Here is a 17,467-nt window from a genome sequence, read left to right as displayed (position 1 = left end):
TATTACCATAAAGAATAAATTGACATTAATCAGGAAGTTTGAAAAAATATAGCCTAGGAGGACTTCTGACAATTGAGGTGAACCGAGTTGATTTCAGATAAAATTAGATTAACGGCGAAAGAAATTTTGGAAAAAGAGTTTAAAACTTCGATGCGCGGTTATAAACAAGAAGAAGTTGATAAATTTTTAGATATTATCATTAAAGATTACGAAACGTTTTACCAGGAGATTGAACAGTTGCGGCAGGAAAATATGCGGCTGAAAAAGCAGCTCGAAGAAGCATCGAAAAAACAACCGACGATGCAGGCGAATACAACGAACTTTGACATTTTGAAGCGTTTATCGAATTTAGAAAAACATGTATTTGGAAGCAAATTATATGAATAATGTTCATGGATGCCACTTGAATTTTTTATTCATTTTCACTATACTACATAATGCGGTTTAGCATAACGTTCGGGTAATCGCTGCAACGGATCATCCGTTGTAGAGGAAAGTCCATGCTCGCACGGTGCTGAGATGCCCGTAGTGTTCGTGCCTAGCGAAACCATAAGCTAGGGCAGCCTTTTCGGCTGACGGCGGGGAACGTGCCTAAGCTATTGATTAGTATGGCACTATTACCCTGAAAGTGCCACAGTGACGTAGTCTTGCGAGAAATCGCAAGAGTGGAACGCGGTAAACCCCACGAGCGAGAAACCCAAATGATGGTAGGGGCACCTTCTCTGAGGAAATGAACGAGGAGAAGGACAGAAGGGCTAAAACCCTTCTGTAGATAGATGATTACCACCCATGTACAAGCTGCATGGGGACAAAACATGGCTTACAGAACGTTATGGAATAAACCGCAATTTTTCGGCTCTCCATTTGGAGAGCTTTTATTTTCTTAAAAAGATAGGTGAAAAAATGAGCAAACGGTTTACATTGATTGCAACAGCTGCAATGGGAATTGAAGCGATTGTTGCATCAGAAGTGCGCAATTTAGGATATACATGCAAAGTGGAAAACGGAAAAGTAACGTTTGAAGGCGATGAACTGGCGATTTGCCGAGCGAATTTATGGCTTAGAACGGCTGATCGAGTGAAATTAAAAGTGGCTGAATTTCCGGCGACGACATTTGAAGAACTGTTTGAAAAAACGAAAGCCATTGATTGGGCGGAATTTTTGCCTGAAAACGCTCAATTTCCTGTCATCGGAAAATCGGTGAAATCAAAACTGGCAAGTGTTTCTGACTGCCAGAAAATTGTAAAAAAAGCAATAGTTGAAAAATTGAAGCAGCAGTACCGAAAAACAACTGATTGGTTAGAAGAGACAGGGGTGGTTTACAAGATTGAGATCTCTTTACATAAAGACATTGCTACACTGACCATTGATACGAGCGGAGACGGCCTCCATAAACGGGGATACCGCGCTCGAAAAGGAAATGCCCCTTTAAAAGAAACGCTCGCCGCTGCACTTATTTTGCTAACGAATTGGACTCCTGACAGATCTTTCTTTGACCCATTTTGTGGTTCAGGTACGATTCCGATTGAAGCGGCGTTAATTGGGCAAAATATCGCGCCCGGCTTCAATAGAGATTTTATTTCAGAGCAATGGTGCTGGATCGGCAAGGATGTATGGAGAAGGGCAAGAGAAGAAGCAGAGGATTTAGCTAAATATGATGTTCGCCTCGACTGCATCGGGACGGACATTGATCATAACATGATTGAGATTTCAAAAGAAAATGCCATGGAGGCCGGGCTTTCGGATGTCATTACTTTTAAACAAATGCAAGTTAAAGATTTACGTACGATGAAGGAATTTGGGGTAATAGTTGGGAATCCACCGTATGGTGAGCGACTCGGAGAGCGAGAAGAAGTGGAGCAATTATATAAGGAAATGGGGAAAACATTCTCGCTGTTAGATACTTGGTCGATTTACATTTTGACTAGCAATAAAAACTTTGAACAGTTTTACGGAAAAAAGGCGACAAAAAAACGGAAACTTTTTAACGGGTTTATCGAAACGCACTATTATCAGTATTGGGGACCTAAACCGCCCAAAAAAGCATAAATAATACCAGCCCTGCATAAATTAAAATGGATAAAATTTATACGGGGTTGGTTGATTTATGACAAAGGAAGAATATGCGATTATTTCTCGCGCATTAAAAAATACGTATACTGCGTTGGTAGAAAGAGGTTCAACAGAAAAAGCGCTCAGTCAAATCTTTGAAGCGGAAGGGCAATTAAAAAAGGCTATTTTTCACGGATCTCTTTCCGTTCGAGAGAAACGGCTTCCCTGAAAATGGGAAGTTTTTTCTGTTTTTAAATGATTTCGTTTCAACCGAGTCAATCGCTTATGCTTCAAACCTTACCGCTCGCTTCCTGCATAAGCGAGGTTGACATGATTCTAATTGAATCGCGCGCTGCCAGAAAAGATATTGACGTTAAGCGTAATAAGTGAAATAATTTTACTCTATGAATAATCACGGAGGTTGGAGTCATGATGTTTCAAGGTTTACCTTTCCCGCTGACAAAAAATGAAAGTTTTTATGAAGCGTTAAACAAATGGATCGGTGATGTTCTGTATGATATTTTGCCTGAAAAAGGCTTTGAATTGCGCGACGAACAAATTTTTATGGCTTTCCAGCTTGACAGAGCTTTTAAAGAAAAGAAAGTTATGTTTGCGGAAGCGGGAGTAGGGACAGGAAAAACGATTGTTTATTTGCTTTATGCGATTGCATATGCGCGATATACCGGAAGACCTGCCGTCATTGCCTGTGCGGACGAAGCTCTAATTGAACAGCTTGTCAAAAAACAAGGGGATATAAAAAAGCTTGAAGAAGCTCTAGGTCTCAAAGTGGATGTGCGATTGGCAAAATCGATGAACCAATATTTATGTTTGGACAAGCTTGAGGATTTGCTTGGAATGGACGATGATGAGGACTTTTTTGATCTTTATGAATCTCTCCCTGAATTCGTGCATGATCAGAGCGGATGGCAATCTTACTATCATTATGGAGACCGGAAGCAATACCCGTTTTTTTCCGATGAAAAATGGGAAAAAATCAGCTGGGATCCTTTTAAAAACTGTTTGTCATGCAGCAAAAGACATCGGTGCGGCTTAATTCTTTCCCGCGATTATTATCGGAAGGCGAAGGATTTAATCGTTTGCTCTCATGATTTTTATATGGAGCATATTTGGACGAAAGAATCCCGGAAACGCGAAGGACAGCTCCCGCTTCTCCCAGAGCACAGTTGCGTCGTGTTTGATGAAGGCCATTTATTAGAATTTGCGGCTCAAAAGGCACTTACGTATCAAGTGAAAAAAGAAACGCTAGCAGCATATTTAGAAAAAATTTTAAAGAACAACATTCGTGAACAACTTGCTGAAATGGTCGAAGAAGCGCTTTTAGCGAACGATCATTTTTTTCATATGCTGTTTAAAAGTGCACATCAAAAGGAAGGCTCCAATCGGTTGACAATCACGAGAACAGACGATTTGTTAGAAGCGGCTGGAAATTTGTACGAACGATTGAATCAGCTGTCTGAAGCTTTAGTTTTTGAAAGTGAACTATATACCATTGATGAATATAGCTTAAAGATTGTGGAAGAATACCTTGATCAAATGGAATTTTCTTTTCGCTTGTTTTTACAAGTTGACAACACAATTACCTGGCTTGAACAAAACGGCGCGTCATCTTCTTTTGTGATCATGCCGCAAAGGATAGAAGATATTTTAAAAGAAAAAGTGTTTTCTCATAAAATACCTTATATCTTTTCATCAGCCACTTTATCGGATCAAAACGGATCGTTTGCTTATTTAGCGAATAGCCTTGGTATAAAAGATTATCTATCATTCTCCGTTTCCTCTCCTTTTGACTATGAAAAAAATATGAAAGTGTTTGTAAAAAAAGGTACGAGCGAGGAAAAATTGAACTGGACGGAATCTGTCATAAAATCAAACAAAGGGCGCACGTTAATTTTATGCAGAACGAAAGAGGAGCTGCTTTTCTTAAAAAAACATTTACCAAGCTTTTGGCATTCATGTTTATTTGAAGGAGATTATGAAATCAGCGAATTAGTGGCATCTTTTGAAAGAGATCCGGAAACCGTTTTGTGCGCTGTGCATTTATGGGAGGGGCTTGACGTTCCAGGACCGTCGCTTGAACATGTGATCATTTGGTCGCTTCCATTCCCGCCGGATGATCCTGTATTTGATGCGAAACGAAAATCCGCAACAGATCCTTTTTATGAAGTGGATCTTCCGTATATGATACTGCGGCTGAAGCAAGGGGTTGGACGCCTCCTTCGCACGAAAGATGACCATGGTACTATAACGATTTTTATCAGCAAAGATGAGGGAGAAAATATTGTTTCGGAGGTCGTAAAAGCGTTGCCTGTCAAACCGAGCTGAAATATATTTTCAATTGGAAGAAGGGGATGATCAAAATGGGCTTAAAAGAAAAAGAACAAAAATTTTTCGATTACTTGAAGAAAATGGAAAGCTATGAAGAAGCATTAAATTTAATGTATTGGGATTTACGGACGGGTGCGCCGAAAAATGGATTGGAGCGGCGAGCTGAAACAATCGGCATTCTTTCTGAAGAGTGGTTCCAGATGTCCGTTTCAGATACTATGAAAGAGTTTCTTGATGAATTAACAGAAAAACATGTTTATGACAATCTCTCTTCGGTGACAAAGAAAGCTCTTCAGGAATGCAGAGAGGAGTATGAAAAAAACATTAAGATTCCGAAAGAGGAGTATAAAGAATATGTCATTCTCCAATCAAAAAGCGAATCAGTTTGGGAAGAAGCGAAAGCAAATGCAGATTTCAATCAGTTTGCTCCGTATTTAGAAAAATTAATAGAATTCAATAAAAAGTTTATTTCCTATTGGGGCTATAAGGGACATAAATATAATACGCTCCTTCATTTGTATGAACCAGGAATAACTGTGGAGACGCTTGACAAGGTTTTTGCAGAGCTTAAAAAACATATCGTCCCATTAGTACAACAAATTGTACAATCATCAAAAAAAATCGACGTTTCGTTTTTGCACAAACCGTTTCCGAAAGAAAAACAGCGAAAGTTTTCCGAATATATTTTAAAGGAAATAGGCTACAATTTTGATGCCGGCCGCCTTGATGAAACCGTCCATCCTTTTGAAATTCGAATGAACCGGGGCGATGTTCGAATTACAACAAAGTATGATGAAACAGATTTTCGAACGGCCGTTTTCGGAACCATTCATGAAGCCGGACATGCGATTTATGAGCAAAACATTAATGAAGAACTAGAAGGAACTCCTCTTGCTGACGGTGCTTCAATGGGGATTCATGAATCTCAATCATTATTTTATGAAAATTTCATTGGACGAAATTATCATTTCTGGAAACGGTACTATAACCAGCTCAAAACGTATGCTCCAAACCAATTTACTGGGGTTTCCTTAAATGGTTTTTACCAAGCGATCAATGAAGTTAAACCATCGCTGATCCGCATTGAAGCAGATGAATTGACATATTGTCTTCATATCATTGTGCGCTATGAAATAGAAAAATTGCTGTTTGAAGGAAATTTGGATGTGTCTGATCTTCCAAAAGTTTGGAATGATAAATATAGCGAATATTTAGGTATTGCTCCTGATCATGATGGAAACGGAGTGCTTCAAGATGTCCATTGGGCGGGAGGAAGCTTTGGCTATTTCCCTTCATATGCTTTAGGATACATGTATGCGGCGCAATTTATGCAAAAAATGGAGCAGGATCTTTCAAATGTTGAGGAGCTTATTGAAAACGGAGAATTTCAGCAGATTCAAAGCTGGCTGACAAAACATGTTCATCTATATGGCAAAATGAAAAAACCGCTGGAAATATTAAAGGATGCGACTGGCGAATCGTTGAATCCGGCATATTTTATTCAGTATTTAGAAAAGAAATATAAAGACATTTACAGTCTTGATTAAAAGATTCGTTTGGAAAACTTTCCATCGTCAATCAGGGAAAAATTGTTTCGATTTTTAAAATGACATCCCACATTCTTAAAAAAATAAAAGATGGCGGATATCAGCTCTTTCGCCGATTTCCGCCATCATCAATTCTAAAGGCTTTAGACAGAGCCTTTTAATCATTCGAAGTTTTTGCCCGGCCTGCAAGAAGAACAAAATAGCACAACAGCCCGAACAAGCAGGAAATAAATAAAGCATGTGCCAAGGCAAGATAAAGATTTAAATCAGACAAGATCACGGATATGCCGGATAATGCTTGGAGAAGAATGAGAATGAAAGCTATAATCCAACCCCAATACATCACTTTTTGATCTTTATAATGTTTTATCGCATGAATAGTGGCAACCGCAATCCAAATAAACAGCAAGCCTGCTGCAAAGCGGTGGCCCATTTGCACCCATTCATGGACGGTTTGCGGGAACAAGCGATTTTCGCTGCAAAAAGGAATGCTCGGACAAGCTAGACTTGCGCCTTTATGCCGAACATATGCACCTGTGTAAATGACAATATAACTGTAAGTAATAATGCCATAAATATGAAATCGCATTTTTTTCCCAATGACAGCATTATCTGCGTCAAATTTTTTATCAACTTCAAAAATCAGCAGAGTAAGCAGCAAAACAGCTGCAAATGAAATGAGGGAAATTCCAAAATGAAGTGCAAGAACGGCATCGGATTGCCCCCATACGACAGCTGCAGCACCGATTAGCGCCTGCAAAACAATAAAAAAGATGGCCAGAAAACAAAGCAGCTTTGTTTCTTTTTTATGCCCGATCGCTTTCCAAGCCCAAATAACAAGACATAAAACAAGGATTCCTGCAATTCCGCTCACAAGTCGGTGTGAAAGTTCAATGATTGTTTCTAATGTCAAAGGGTCTGGAAGAACTTTTCCGTGGCAAAGCGGCCAAGACCGGCCGCATCCTTGAGATGATCCTGTTTTTGTTACGAGTGCTCCGCCAATTAAAACGAATAGCATGACGATTGTTGTCACGACGCCAAGCCACTTTAATAAATAGTGCATGTCTCATTCACCTTCTAACATCTTTAATAAGTTTAAAAAGCCGAAAGAAACTCCATAATGGGTATAGAAACATCAAACTTCGAAACAAATAGTTTCTTGTAGAATCAGAAAAAGCTTGAATATTCAAAAGGAGTTTGCTAGAAATATTATGGGGAAGGTATTTTGCCGAAACGTTCGACCAACTATTATTATAATCGGAAAATATTTTATTTTTAACCGCTTCACAATTTCGACAAACTTTATTCGCGAAATGTACACAAAAAATTGACGAATTATGGTTTAATACTATATGAATGCTTTTTTGTCTCGTGTTTTTTTTATATGATAGAGGCAAACGCTAAATGGTCTCAGATAGGAGGCCGTCCCAGAGGAGGTCATTCAATTGGGTAATACAAGGGGCGAAGTTGTTTTAAACGATCGGCAAGAAATAGAAGTGGCAACTTCCGCTTGGAAAGATTTTTTATCATTAATTAAAATCGGAATCGTCAACTCCAATTTAATCACCACTTTTACCGGAATATGGTTGGCATTATATTTCAGCGGTAAAGGTTTTCTTGAAAATATAGATATTGTTGTGTTTACATTGCTTGGAACAGCAGCTATTATTGCTGGATCTTGCGCAATCAACAATTTTTATGACAGAGATATTGACCATGTAATGGAAAGAACAAGATTACGCCCAACCGTAACGGGCCGTATAAGCTCGTTTCAAGTATTGCTGCTGGGGACCGGCTTCATTTCCATTGGAACGATTTTGCTTCTAATGGTTTCTGTTTCCGCAGCCGTCATTGGTTTGTTAGGCGTGTTTTCCTACATAGTGCTATACACGATGTGGACAAAACGCCAATATACGATCAATACGGTAGTCGGTAGCATCGCTGGAGCTGTTCCGCCGCTGATTGGATGGGCTGCAGTTGATGATTTAAATATCATTGCATGGATTTTATTTCTCATCATGTTTATATGGCAGCCGCCTCATTTCTTGGCACTTGCGATGAAGCGTTCGGAAGAATACCGTAAAGCTGGAATTCCGATGCTTCCAGTTGTTCATGGCTTTGAGGTGACGAAAAGACAAATCATTGTTTGGGTTGCCTGCTTGCTGCCCCTTCCTTTTTATTTGTTTAGCCTAGGCATTGGCTTTATCGTTTTGGCTACTGTATTGAACATTATTTGGTTGATTTTGTCATTAATTGGACTGAAAATGAAAAATGATTTAAAATGGTCTAAGTGGATGTTTATCTATTCAATTAACTATTTGACCATCTTGTTTGTAGCAATGGTTGCTTTTTCCATTATTTGAAGTTCGGTAGTAATTCTTTCTAGATAAGAATTTATTCATAGAAGGAATTCTTCATTCATTTATGAACAGGATTTAACAAAGAAAGAGGGGTTTGATGTAGCGATGAAAAAGCTGAAATGGCGTCTTTTGTTACTACTTTCAGTCATGACGCTCGTATTGTCAGGCTGCGGCGAACCGTTTATTTCCACGCTGATTCCAGCTGGAGAAGTTGCCGATGAACAATTTTCGCTCATGATGTTGAGTACGGCAATCATGGTGATTGTTGTTGCAGTCGTAACGATTATTTTTATTTATGTCTTAATGAAATTCCGCCGGAAAGGAAGCGATAAAATTCCGGTACAAGTGGAAGGAAGTCATAAGCTTGAAATCATTTGGACTGTTATTCCTATATTATTGCTGATTGTATTGGCAGTTCCGGTAGTTGCTTCCACCTTTCATTTGGGGGATACCGACCCAATGAAAAAAGCGTTGGCAGATGATAAAAATGGGGGAAAAGATCCTCTTGTTGTCAATGTAAGAGCAAATTTGTATTGGTGGGAATTTGAATATCCTGGCTATGGAGTCATTACAAGCCAAGATTTAGTCTTGCCGACTGATGAAAAAGTGTATTTTAACTTAAAAGCATCAGATGTGAAGCACTCATTCTGGATTCCTTCAGTTGGTGGTAAAATCGATACAAACACAGATAATGAGAACCAGTTCTGGTTAAAAATTGATTCAAAACGTGCGAAGGAAGCTGGAAACATTTTTTACGGGAAATGTGCTGAACTATGCGGACCATCTCACGCGTTGATGGACTTTAAAGTGAAGGCGGTTTCCCGAGATGAATTTAATTCTTGGATTAATAAAATGAAAAATTTCAAAGCTGAAACTGTTGCTCAAACAGTGTCTGCAAAACAGGGAGAACAAGTGTTCAAAGATAAAGGCTGTATCGGCTGCCATGCAGTATCACCAGCTGATAACCGACCTGAACAAGCACGCACGGCACCTAACTTAGCTAACTTTGCTGATCGTGAACGAGTAGCCGGCATCTTGGAGCACAATGAAGAAAATATTAAAAACTGGTTGAAAGATCCTGAAAAATATAAACCTGGCAACACAATGACAGGCACATACGGTAAATTGACTGAAGAGGAACTTCAAGCATTAACAGATTATTTACAAAGCCTATCAGTTGAAAAGTAATGCTCACTAATTATAAAAGGGAGGTTACATCGTGAGTACGTTAGCTCGGAAAAAAGGGTTCTGGCCAACGGTTTGGGACTATTTGACAACTGTTGACCATAAAAAGATTGCCATCCTTTATTTAATCGCTGGAGGACTCTTTTTTGTAATTGGTGGAATTGAAGCGCTTTTAATGCGTATTCAATTGGCCATCCCAGAAAATGACTTTGTCAGTGCAGGTACGTTTAACGAATTGATGACAATGCACGGTACAACGATGATATTTTTAGCAGCTACGCCGTTATTGTTTGCCTATATGAACGCAGTTGTTCCACTCCAAATTGGAGCTCGTGACGTTGCGTTTCCGTTTTTGAATTCTTTAGGCTTTTGGTTGTTTTTCTTTGGCGGTGTTTTCTTAAATTTAAGCTGGTTTTTAGGCGGGGCACCTGATGCTGGCTGGACGGCATACGCATCAGTGGCCTTGAATTCTCCTGGACATGGAGTAGACTTTTATATACTAGGGCTGCAAATTTCCGGTATAGGAACATTGATCGCCGGGATCAACTTTATTGTTACGATTATTAATATGCGTGCTCCCGGAATGACATACATGCGGATGCCATTGTTTACATGGACTACATTTGTGTCATCATCGCTCATTTTGTTTGCGTTCCCTCCGCTAACTGTTGGAATTACGCTTTTAATGTTTGACCGTTTATTTGGCGGGAACTTTTTCAATCCGGCTTTAGGCGGGAATACGATCATTTATGAACATATTTTCTGGATTTTTGGGCACCCTGAAGTTTACATTTTAGTTTTGCCGGCATTCGGAATTTTTTCGGAAATTATTCCAACTTTTGCTCGGAAAAGATTGTTTGGGTACACATCAATGGTGTTTGCAACAGTATTGATCGGATTTTTAGGATTCATGGTGTGGGCGCACCACATGTTTACAACAGGTCTTGGTCCGATTGCCAATGCGATTTTTGCGGTTGCAACTATGACAATTGGTGTGCCGACAGGAATTAAAGTGTTTAACTGGCTCTTTACGATGTGGGGCGGAAGCATTCGCTTTACGACACCGATGCTTTATGCAGTCGGCTTTATTCCTTCGTTTGTTATGGGTGGTGTGACTGGAGTCATGCTCGCTGCTGCTCCAGCCGATTATCAATACCACGATACTTACTTTGTTGTTGCACACTTCCACTACGTAATCGTTGGTGGTATCGTATTTGCTATTTTGGCTGCTGCCCATTATTGGTGGCCAAAAATGTTTGGAAAAATGTTAAATGAGACGCTTGGTAAAATAACATTTGTATTATTTTTCATCGGTTTCCATTTAACGTTCTTTATCCAGCATTTCCTTGGTTTAATGGGAATGCCGCGCCGCGTGTTCACATTCTTATCAGGCCAAGGCTTTGACACTGGAAACTTGATCAGTACAATAGGTGCGGTTCTGATGGGGGTAGCAGTAGTCGTTCTCTTGATCAATGTTGTGGTTACTTCTGTGAAGGGAGAAAAAGTAGGTGCAGATCCTTGGGAAGATGGACGTTCACTAGAGTGGGCAGTCGCATCACCTCCACCTGAATACAACTTTAAACAAACTCCGCTTGTTCGCGGATTAGATCCTTTATGGATTGAAAAAATGGAGGGCAAAAAAGGCTTAACACCTGCTGAACCGCTAAGTGATATTCATATGCCGAACTCTTCAATCTTGCCGTTTTTTATTTCATTAGGCTTATTCATTGCCGCTTTCGGCCTCATGTACCACAATGACTATTCGTGGGGTGTGCCGGTTGCGATTATCGGCTTTATCATTACGTTCGGTACGATGTTTTTACGCTCGGTTATTGATGACCACGGATACCATATTCATAAAGAGGATCTTTTAAAAGATGATAATGGGGGGGTTCGGGCATAATGCAAGTAGAAGAAAAATTAACGGCTGAAACGTTTCCTGAGCAGCCAGAAAAGGCCACCCTCGAAGGGAAAAATAAGTTTATAGGTTTTTGGGTTTTCTTAGGCGGCGAAACTGTGTTGTTTGCCACGTTGTTTGCTACGTTTCTTGCGTTGAGAAATTCCACCGCTGGTGGAGCCTCAACGCAGGAGCTCTTTGATATCAAATTAGTATTTGTAGCGACAATGCTCTTATTAACAAGCAGTTTGACAAGTGTCTATGCAATTTATCATATGAAAAACTTTCAATTTGGCAAAATGCAGTTCTGGTTTGGTGTCACCGTATTATTAGGTCTTGCATTCTTAATTTTGGAAATTTATGAATTTAATCATTACATGCATGAATATGAATTTAAGTTGACAAGCAGTGCGCTTGGTTCAGCCTTTTACACATTGGTAGGAACGCACGGTGCACACGTTGCCTTCGGGCTTCTCTGGATCACAACGCTGATGATTCGAAATGCAAAACGCGGATTAAACTTATACAACGCTCCTAAATATTACGTCGCAAGCCTTTATTGGCACTTTATCGACGTTGTTTGGGTATTTATATTCACAGTTGTATACTTAATGGGAATGGTGGGATAACGATGGTGAGTGAAAATTCTCGTAACCCAAAAGTTGATTTAGCGTTTCGCCGCAAAAAAAATGCGGAAGAAATGAAGCACCAAGTCGTTTCATTTGCGTTAATGATCTTTTTAACGATTGTAGCTTTTATTACAGTAGGATATGATGGAATCGACGAATGGTTGAAAGTTCCATTTATTGTACTGCTTGCATGCATTCAAGTCATTTTCCAGCTGTATTATTTCATGCATATGAATCATAAAGGACATGAAGGACCACAATTTTTCATATGGTCAGGTATTTTTGTCACATTTCTGACGGTTCTTGCCTTTATGACAATTGTCTGGTGGTAAAATACTCTTTATGGAAGGGGGTGTCTAATAAGTCGTTTTTACGGCTTATTGACGCCCCCTTTAATGTATTAGAAACGTTGATGTATCGGTGTTTATGATTTTTTGTTTTCAATGTGGATTTGACTTTCTGGACAGCCCCTTCTTTTTTTAAAGGCAATATAAATCTGCTTGCTGAAAGAAATGCAAATTCATAGAACGTTCATTGAAAAAAGAAAAGGAAAGCATGTATAATGAAATGGAATCGACTAGATCGATGATTGAAAGGATTGATTCAGTTGAGTTTAGATATATTTGGCTTTCGCGCTATGTGGAGTCCGCTGTTTTTTATATTTTGTGTTATTTTAATTGTGCTTTACTTATTATTAACCGATTCGCTTCGTCACTATTTTAAAAATTCTGAACCGGTCAGCCTAAAACAAAAATTAGTGTTTATATTGGCAATCGTTCTCCTTTATGTCAGCAAAGGAAGCCCGCTTGATTTGCTGGGGCACATTACATTTACAGGGCATATGGCTTCAATGGCAATTTTGTTTTTAATCGTAGCACCGCTTTTGATTATCGGCGTTCCTGAATGGTTATGGAAGGCTGTTATGGAAAAGCCGGTCATAAAACCTGTTGTAAAATTTTTCACTAAACCGATATTGGCTATGATTTTGTTTAATTTATTTTTTTCCTTGTATCATGTGCCGTTTATTTTCGATACATTAAAATCAAATTATATTTATCATGAGGCGGCTACTACTTTTATTTTCGTTTTTGCCTTTTTTATGTATTGGCCATTGATTGGAAAAAGTCCAAATTGGCATCCAATTGGGGGTCTGAAAAAAATTGCCTACATTTTAGGAAACAGCGTTTTAATCACACCAGCCTGCAGTTTAATCATTTTTGCAGGTGCGCCGCTGTTTGAAACATATTCGAATCCGGAGGCGTGGGTAAAGACTTTAAGCTTATGTGTTCCTTCTGATACGTTGGCTGGGTTGTCTTTGTCAGGCCCGCAAATGTTTAGCGGAATGCCGCTGCTTGAGGATCAGCAGCTTGGCGGCATTATTATGAAAGTGATCCAAGAGCTTGTGTACGGAACATTTTTAGCTCATGTATTTTTTGAATGGGCGAAAAAAGAGAGAGAAAAAGACGACATCGATGTGCAAAATTTGTCTCCTGAACCAAATAAATAAAAAAAACTGCAGGTGATTTGCCTGCAGTTTTTCAAACAGTTAAGCTTTCAATCGCTTCTTTTGCCCGCTTTAACAGTTTTTCGCTTGACTCAACGATGACGGCTGGAAAATGTTCATCCTCTCCATATTCGACACCATGAGGATAATAATGTTTCCCTAATATTGGAGTTAGCAATTTAATAAGTGCGTAGCGGCCTCCCACATCGCCTTCAATACAATATCCTTGTACTCTTAAATAAAAAACATCGCCCTTATGCTCAAATTTCTTGTCAAACGTCACACGGTCATAATCCCATTGGCCGGCAAGGATAAAACCTAATTCTGACAACGCATCCTTAAGGTGAGACAATTCCACCGTCAGCCCTTCCAGGCCGATTTGTTCAAATTTCATATGTATTTCCCTCCTAAGCGCTTCGAACAAAAAATTGATTTCTCTCTACTGTTTAATAATAGTATGAATAATTAAAACATGCAATGTTATATATATAGCATTTACACAATGTTCAAATAAAATTCGGTATTCAAATGAAGAGCGAATAAAGAAAATCGAATTTCCCATAATAGATCAAAAAGCATAAGAGGTGTCCTCATTGAAAAAGGTAAAGGAAATTATGTCAACAAATTGTATTTTTTGCACACCGTTAGATAATGTGTTTGAAGCGGCTGTGAAAATGAAAGAGTCAAATGCTGATGCCGTTTTAATCGTTGAAAATAATCAATTAGCAGGAATCATAACCGATCGTGATCTTGTGACAAAAGGAATTGCAGAAAAACGTCCTGGTTCTACGAAAATTACGGATGTAATGAACGACGATGTTGTTACGACCACTCCTGATGCATCAGCAGAAGACGCAGCTGAGATGCTTGCAGCCCATCATATTCATCATTTGCCGGTTGTTGAGGATGGAAAGGTTGTTGGCATTATAACAGAACGTTGTTTTACATGATGAGAAGACAAAAACTACACCATTAAAAATGAGAGAAATGAATTTTTCATGAAATGTTTGCAAAATTTCCCCATTTTTGATTAAAATGACTTAAAACAGTATATATAAGAAACAAAGAAAGAAGAGGGGAATTGAACTGAAAAGAGTTACAAGAATTATATTGATATTTGTAATTATTACATTAACATATATCGTATATGTCACCTTTCAAAAGGAACCAGTACTGCCTCCGGAACAGCAAAATTTTCAAGAGAAAACGGACAAAGAAATAAAAGTGGGGGAAGGAGTTATCTCATTTGTCGGAAGATCTTCCAAAGAAGTACTAAAAACTTTTGGCAAACCTGATCGGATTGATCCATCAAGATATGATTATGAATGGTGGATATACCGAGATGATTTGCAACAATACAAGCAATTCGGTGTTTTAAACGGAAAGGTCGTTACAGTTTTTGCTATTGGAAAAGAAGTAAATGTAGATCCGTTTCAAATTGGCCAGCCGTCTACCCAAGTATTTCATATTGTCGCTCCCAATTCATTTGTCACAGCAGATATTGGTTTAAACTCATACCGGTTCGAGCTGTCGGAGGATGATCTGAATGTCAGGCCGACAGTCCGTTTGAATGATGATCTTTATGTTCAGTTGTATATGGATAAATTCACTGGAACGTTATCGAGCATTAGAGCTTTTGATGTTCAAACATTAGTAAAACAGCGTCCATATGAAGTTGTATATAGAGGCGAGCTTTTAGAGGCAGAGCCTATAACAGAGGAAGAGCAGCGGAAAATTGAATACGGGGAAGAACAACAAATTGTTGACATAACAAATGTAATTCGAACAATAAATGGTTTAAGTCCTCTTAAGCAGGAAGAAAGCACAGCGAAAGTCGCTTATTCTCACAGCAAGGAAATGAGTGAAAAAGGATATTTTTCTCATGTGTCGCCTGAGAGAGGCTCTCTTTCCGATCGTTTGACATCGGCTGGGGTTCATTTTGAAATGGCTGGTGAAAATATTGCGCATGGATATATGGATGGAATTGACGTAGTCGAAGGCTGGCTGAATAGTGAAGGACACCGAAAAACACTTCTTGATGAACGGTTCACACATATAGGGGTAGGAGTGTATGAAAAATTTTATACGCAAAATTTTATTGCAAAGCGGGCCAAATGAAGAGGCTCGCTTTTTCATTTTATCACCAATTTTTCCGTTATCGATATATTAAATATAAGAAAAACGTTTATGAGGTGATCGCATGAAAACAAAATCGTTATCAAAACTCGAATTGTTTAAACAATTTATTAAAAAACATCCAAAATTAATAGAAGAAGTCCGCAAAGAAAAGAAAACATGGAAGGAGATTTATGAAGATTGGCAGCTTTTAGGTGAGGAAGATCCTTTGTGGAATAAATACCGATCAAACAGTATGAAAAGCCGTAAACATCAACAAGGTGACTTTCTGAAAAATATTTTACAAACTTTTCAGCATTTAGATGTGGAGACGGTAAACGAACATTTATATAAAATGAATGATGCGATTTCAACCATTCAAAATCTTTTAAAAGAGATCGAGAGCAGCCGCAAATCAGATCCGAATCATTCGCATCCCTTATCGTTTAGAAAGGATTAATAACAATGAGAAAGGACTTGTATTTATATATTCAACAAAATCCCCTTTTAAAGCAATACATTCGCGAAAAGCCATATTGGTACCGCACCTTGACTAGACATCCTGAATTTCTTGAGAAAATGGAAATTAGCATGGCAAATGACTATTATCTAACTCTGCCGCATAAAATAGAAAAATTTTCGAATTCTATTCAAATGATGTCGATGATGCTGGCGATGCTGCAAGCATTTCGCGAAAATTAACGGTTCAAATGTGTTTGTACGAAAGTAATCATATTTTCCTAATGGAAGGTTTTTGTTTGTATTCCGCATTCAGCAGCTTCCGAATTTGTGAATGACGCGTCAGCGTCTTTTTTATTTTTAAGCACATGTTTTTACATAAAGTGTTGAAAATATATGAAAAAGGAGGCATCAATGATTATGCAAATGAAATGGCTCGCAATGCTGACGCTTCTCACGGTTATGGCGGCTTGTTCCCCAGAAAAACCGGTACCGGAAGGAAATAAAAAAGACAGCATCGTTCCGACAGAAATTCATGAATCCGACAGAAATGCCATTGAAACGATGAACAGCCAAATAAGAAAATTTCAAGTTCGTCATCATGTAGAAGGAAACAACGTTTATGTAGAATGCTATGTGCCTGATTTTACATTTAACGGTGAACGGAACACGAAAAAAGAAGGAGAAGGTCATATCGTATTATATATTGATGGAAAGAAAAAAAGTGATATTTATTCTGCTGCATTTATTATAAAAGGATTGTCTAAAGGGCGGCACACAATCAACCTGGAATTAGTATATAATGATTCAACCAGCTATCAATTGAAAAAAGAATGGATTGTAAATATATGAGAAACGCAGGCGTTGTAAATAAGATGATGTTCGTGCTACAATCAATATTGGAGGTGTGATCTTAATGGTTACGTCAATGGAAAGCGTTCTGCTTTTAGATGAAGCGGAAGCTTTAGCAAAAATGATAACAGAATCAGAACTTGCGATCGAATATCGGCGTTCATTATATAATTTGCAAAATGATCAAGAAGCTCAAACAATCATTCAAAAATTTGTCAAAATAAAAGAGCAATACGAGGATGTCATGAGATTTGGCAAATATCATCCTGATTATAATCGAATTAAAAGCGAAATGAGGGAAATTAAAAGAGAACTTGATTTAAATGATAAAGTCGCTGCATTTAAAAAAGCGGAAAAAGAAATTCAAAAACTTCTCGATGAAATCAGCATGTATATCGGACGAGCTGTTTCAACAGCCATTAAAGTTCCGACTGGAAACCCTTATTTTGAAATGATGCCTAGCTGTGGATGCGCATCAGGCGGAGCATGCGGCTGTTCAGCTTAAACGGGTTTAGAAGCAA

At 38.6% G+C, this 17,467-nt stretch carries 19 protein-coding genes and 1 other RNA gene; 18 read left to right on the top strand and 2 right to left on the bottom strand.

From position 1 onward, the window contains the following. The first annotated feature begins 87 nt into the window (after positions 1-87). The 6 genes from gpsB (at position 88) to NSQ44_RS11440 (ending at position 5,945) form a co-directional block, all read left to right on the top strand. The gene (gene gpsB, locus NSQ44_RS11465) at positions 88-387 is read left to right on the top strand and encodes a cell division regulator GpsB (protein WP_063388535.1); all 300 of its coding nucleotides are present in this window, start codon (positions 88-90) and stop codon (positions 385-387) included. 65 nt (positions 388-452) lie between these two features. Further along, an RNA gene (gene rnpB, locus NSQ44_RS11460) (RNase P RNA component class B) lies at positions 453-828 on the top strand. 75 nt (positions 829-903) lie between these two features. After that, positions 904-2,049 carry a THUMP domain-containing class I SAM-dependent RNA methyltransferase gene (locus NSQ44_RS11455; protein WP_340857090.1) on the top strand — a complete coding sequence of 382 codons (1,146 nt, stop codon included), beginning with the start codon at positions 904-906 and terminating at the stop codon, positions 2,047-2,049. Between the two features lie 58 nt (positions 2,050-2,107). Next, entirely contained in the window at positions 2,108-2,281 is a 174-nt protein-coding gene (locus NSQ44_RS11450) for a hypothetical protein (protein WP_157728005.1), read from the top strand. Positions 2,282-2,481: 200 nt separating this feature from the next. Further along, on the top strand, positions 2,482-4,395 hold the full coding sequence (locus NSQ44_RS11445) for an ATP-dependent DNA helicase (protein WP_445659504.1): 1,914 nt from the start codon (positions 2,482-2,484) through the stop codon (positions 4,393-4,395). Positions 4,396-4,421: 26 nt separating this feature from the next. Continuing rightward, complete coding sequence (locus NSQ44_RS11440; protein WP_340857089.1) at positions 4,422-5,945, top strand: carboxypeptidase M32; 1,524 nt, start codon at positions 4,422-4,424, stop codon at positions 5,943-5,945. A 157-nt stretch (positions 5,946-6,102) separates the two neighbouring features. On the opposite strand, the gene NSQ44_RS11435 is transcribed toward NSQ44_RS11440, so the two are convergent. Beyond that, entirely contained in the window at positions 6,103-7,008 is a 906-nt protein-coding gene (locus NSQ44_RS11435; RefSeq protein WP_130156228.1) for a COX15/CtaA family protein, read from the bottom strand. Positions 7,009-7,435: 427 nt separating this feature from the next. On the opposite strand from NSQ44_RS11435, the gene cyoE reads away from it, so the two are divergent. From cyoE to ctaG, 6 genes are all read left to right on the top strand, one after another. Next, on the top strand, positions 7,436-8,308 hold the full coding sequence (gene cyoE / locus NSQ44_RS11430) for a heme o synthase (protein WP_232515768.1): 873 nt from the start codon (positions 7,436-7,438) through the stop codon (positions 8,306-8,308). A 102-nt stretch (positions 8,309-8,410) separates the two neighbouring features. Beyond that, positions 8,411-9,493 carry a cytochrome c oxidase subunit II gene (coxB, locus tag NSQ44_RS11425; RefSeq protein WP_340857087.1) on the top strand — a complete coding sequence of 361 codons (1,083 nt, stop codon included), beginning with the start codon at positions 8,411-8,413 and terminating at the stop codon, positions 9,491-9,493. Positions 9,494-9,524: 31 nt separating this feature from the next. Continuing rightward, on the top strand, positions 9,525-11,393 hold the full coding sequence (ctaD, locus tag NSQ44_RS11420) for a cytochrome c oxidase subunit I (RefSeq protein WP_340857086.1): 1,869 nt from the start codon (positions 9,525-9,527) through the stop codon (positions 11,391-11,393). Continuing rightward, positions 11,393-12,016, top strand: coding sequence for a cytochrome c oxidase subunit III (gene ctaE, locus NSQ44_RS11415; protein WP_339196679.1), 624 nt, complete (start codon positions 11,393-11,395; stop codon positions 12,014-12,016). The genes ctaD and ctaE overlap by 1 nt, the downstream gene beginning before the upstream one ends. A gap of 2 nt (positions 12,017-12,018) precedes the next feature. Continuing rightward, on the top strand, positions 12,019-12,348 hold the full coding sequence (gene ctaF / locus NSQ44_RS11410; RefSeq protein ID WP_063388526.1) for a cytochrome c oxidase subunit IVB: 330 nt from the start codon (positions 12,019-12,021) through the stop codon (positions 12,346-12,348). Positions 12,349-12,623: 275 nt separating this feature from the next. Beyond that, positions 12,624-13,523 (top strand): cytochrome c oxidase assembly factor CtaG, encoded by a 900-nt coding sequence (ctaG, locus tag NSQ44_RS11405; protein WP_445659503.1) that lies wholly within the window; start codon positions 12,624-12,626, stop codon positions 13,521-13,523. Positions 13,524-13,554: 31 nt separating this feature from the next. On the opposite strand, the gene NSQ44_RS11400 is transcribed toward ctaG, so the two are convergent. Then, positions 13,555-13,914 (bottom strand): YugN family protein, encoded by a 360-nt coding sequence (locus tag NSQ44_RS11400; protein WP_063388524.1) that lies wholly within the window; start codon positions 13,912-13,914, stop codon positions 13,555-13,557. A gap of 199 nt (positions 13,915-14,113) precedes the next feature. Here NSQ44_RS11400 and NSQ44_RS11395 point away from each other — a divergent pair, with 199 nt between their 5' ends. The 6 genes from NSQ44_RS11395 (at position 14,114) to NSQ44_RS11370 (ending at position 17,451) form a co-directional block, all read left to right on the top strand. Continuing rightward, entirely contained in the window at positions 14,114-14,470 is a 357-nt protein-coding gene (locus NSQ44_RS11395; RefSeq protein WP_340857085.1) for a CBS domain-containing protein, read from the top strand. Positions 14,471-14,606: 136 nt separating this feature from the next. Further along, positions 14,607-15,638 (top strand): CAP domain-containing protein, encoded by a 1,032-nt coding sequence (locus NSQ44_RS11390; protein ID WP_066251847.1) that lies wholly within the window; start codon positions 14,607-14,609, stop codon positions 15,636-15,638. Between the two features lie 82 nt (positions 15,639-15,720). Then, entirely contained in the window at positions 15,721-16,095 is a 375-nt protein-coding gene (locus NSQ44_RS11385) for a YlbD family protein (RefSeq protein WP_063388521.1), read from the top strand. Positions 16,096-16,100: 5 nt separating this feature from the next. After that, positions 16,101-16,337 carry a YlbE-like family protein gene (locus tag NSQ44_RS11380; RefSeq protein ID WP_063388520.1) on the top strand — a complete coding sequence of 79 codons (237 nt, stop codon included), beginning with the start codon at positions 16,101-16,103 and terminating at the stop codon, positions 16,335-16,337. Between the two features lie 171 nt (positions 16,338-16,508). Next, positions 16,509-16,946, top strand: coding sequence for a hypothetical protein (locus tag NSQ44_RS11375; RefSeq protein WP_063388519.1), 438 nt, complete (start codon positions 16,509-16,511; stop codon positions 16,944-16,946). A 64-nt stretch (positions 16,947-17,010) separates the two neighbouring features. Continuing rightward, positions 17,011-17,451: a YlbF family regulator gene (locus NSQ44_RS11370; RefSeq protein WP_063388518.1), complete on the top strand. Its 441-nt coding sequence runs from the start codon at positions 17,011-17,013 to the stop codon at positions 17,449-17,451. Positions 17,452-17,467: the final 16 nt, after the last annotated feature.

The sequence above is a fragment of the Aeribacillus sp. FSL M8-0254 genome (assembly GCF_038008845.1).
Classification (GTDB): Bacteria; Bacillota; Bacilli; order Bacillales; family Aeribacillaceae; genus Aeribacillus; species Aeribacillus composti.
The sequence above is the reverse complement of the archived record's forward strand: the minus strand, read 5'-3'. Positions and strand labels throughout refer to the sequence as shown.

Excerpts from the sequence above, each read along its gene's own strand:
- NSQ44_RS11455 (WP_340857090.1), top strand. The coding sequence starts at position 904 with ATGAGCAAACGGTTTACATTGATTGCAACAGCTGCAATGGGAATTGAA.
- NSQ44_RS11450 (WP_157728005.1), top strand. The coding sequence starts at position 2,108 with ATGACAAAGGAAGAATATGCGATTATTTCTCGCGCATTAAAAAATACG.
- NSQ44_RS11445 (WP_445659504.1), top strand. The coding sequence starts at position 2,482 with ATGATGTTTCAAGGTTTACCTTTCCCGCTGACAAAAAATGAAAGTTTT.
- NSQ44_RS11440 (WP_340857089.1), top strand. The coding sequence starts at position 4,422 with ATGATCAAAATGGGCTTAAAAGAAAAAGAACAAAAATTTTTCGATTAC.
- NSQ44_RS11435 (WP_130156228.1), bottom strand. The coding sequence starts at position 7,008 with ATGCACTATTTATTAAAGTGGCTTGGCGTCGTGACAACAATCGTCATG.
- coxB (WP_340857087.1), top strand. The coding sequence starts at position 8,411 with ATGAAAAAGCTGAAATGGCGTCTTTTGTTACTACTTTCAGTCATGACG.
- ctaE (WP_339196679.1), top strand. The coding sequence starts at position 11,393 with ATGCAAGTAGAAGAAAAATTAACGGCTGAAACGTTTCCTGAGCAGCCA.
- ctaF (WP_063388526.1), top strand. The coding sequence starts at position 12,019 with ATGGTGAGTGAAAATTCTCGTAACCCAAAAGTTGATTTAGCGTTTCGC.
- NSQ44_RS11400 (WP_063388524.1), bottom strand. The coding sequence starts at position 13,914 with ATGAAATTTGAACAAATCGGCCTGGAAGGGCTGACGGTGGAATTGTCT.
- NSQ44_RS11385 (WP_063388521.1), top strand. The coding sequence starts at position 15,721 with ATGAAAACAAAATCGTTATCAAAACTCGAATTGTTTAAACAATTTATT.
- NSQ44_RS11380 (WP_063388520.1), top strand. The coding sequence starts at position 16,101 with ATGAGAAAGGACTTGTATTTATATATTCAACAAAATCCCCTTTTAAAG.
- NSQ44_RS11375 (WP_063388519.1), top strand. The coding sequence starts at position 16,509 with ATGATTATGCAAATGAAATGGCTCGCAATGCTGACGCTTCTCACGGTT.
- NSQ44_RS11370 (WP_063388518.1), top strand. The coding sequence starts at position 17,011 with ATGGTTACGTCAATGGAAAGCGTTCTGCTTTTAGATGAAGCGGAAGCT.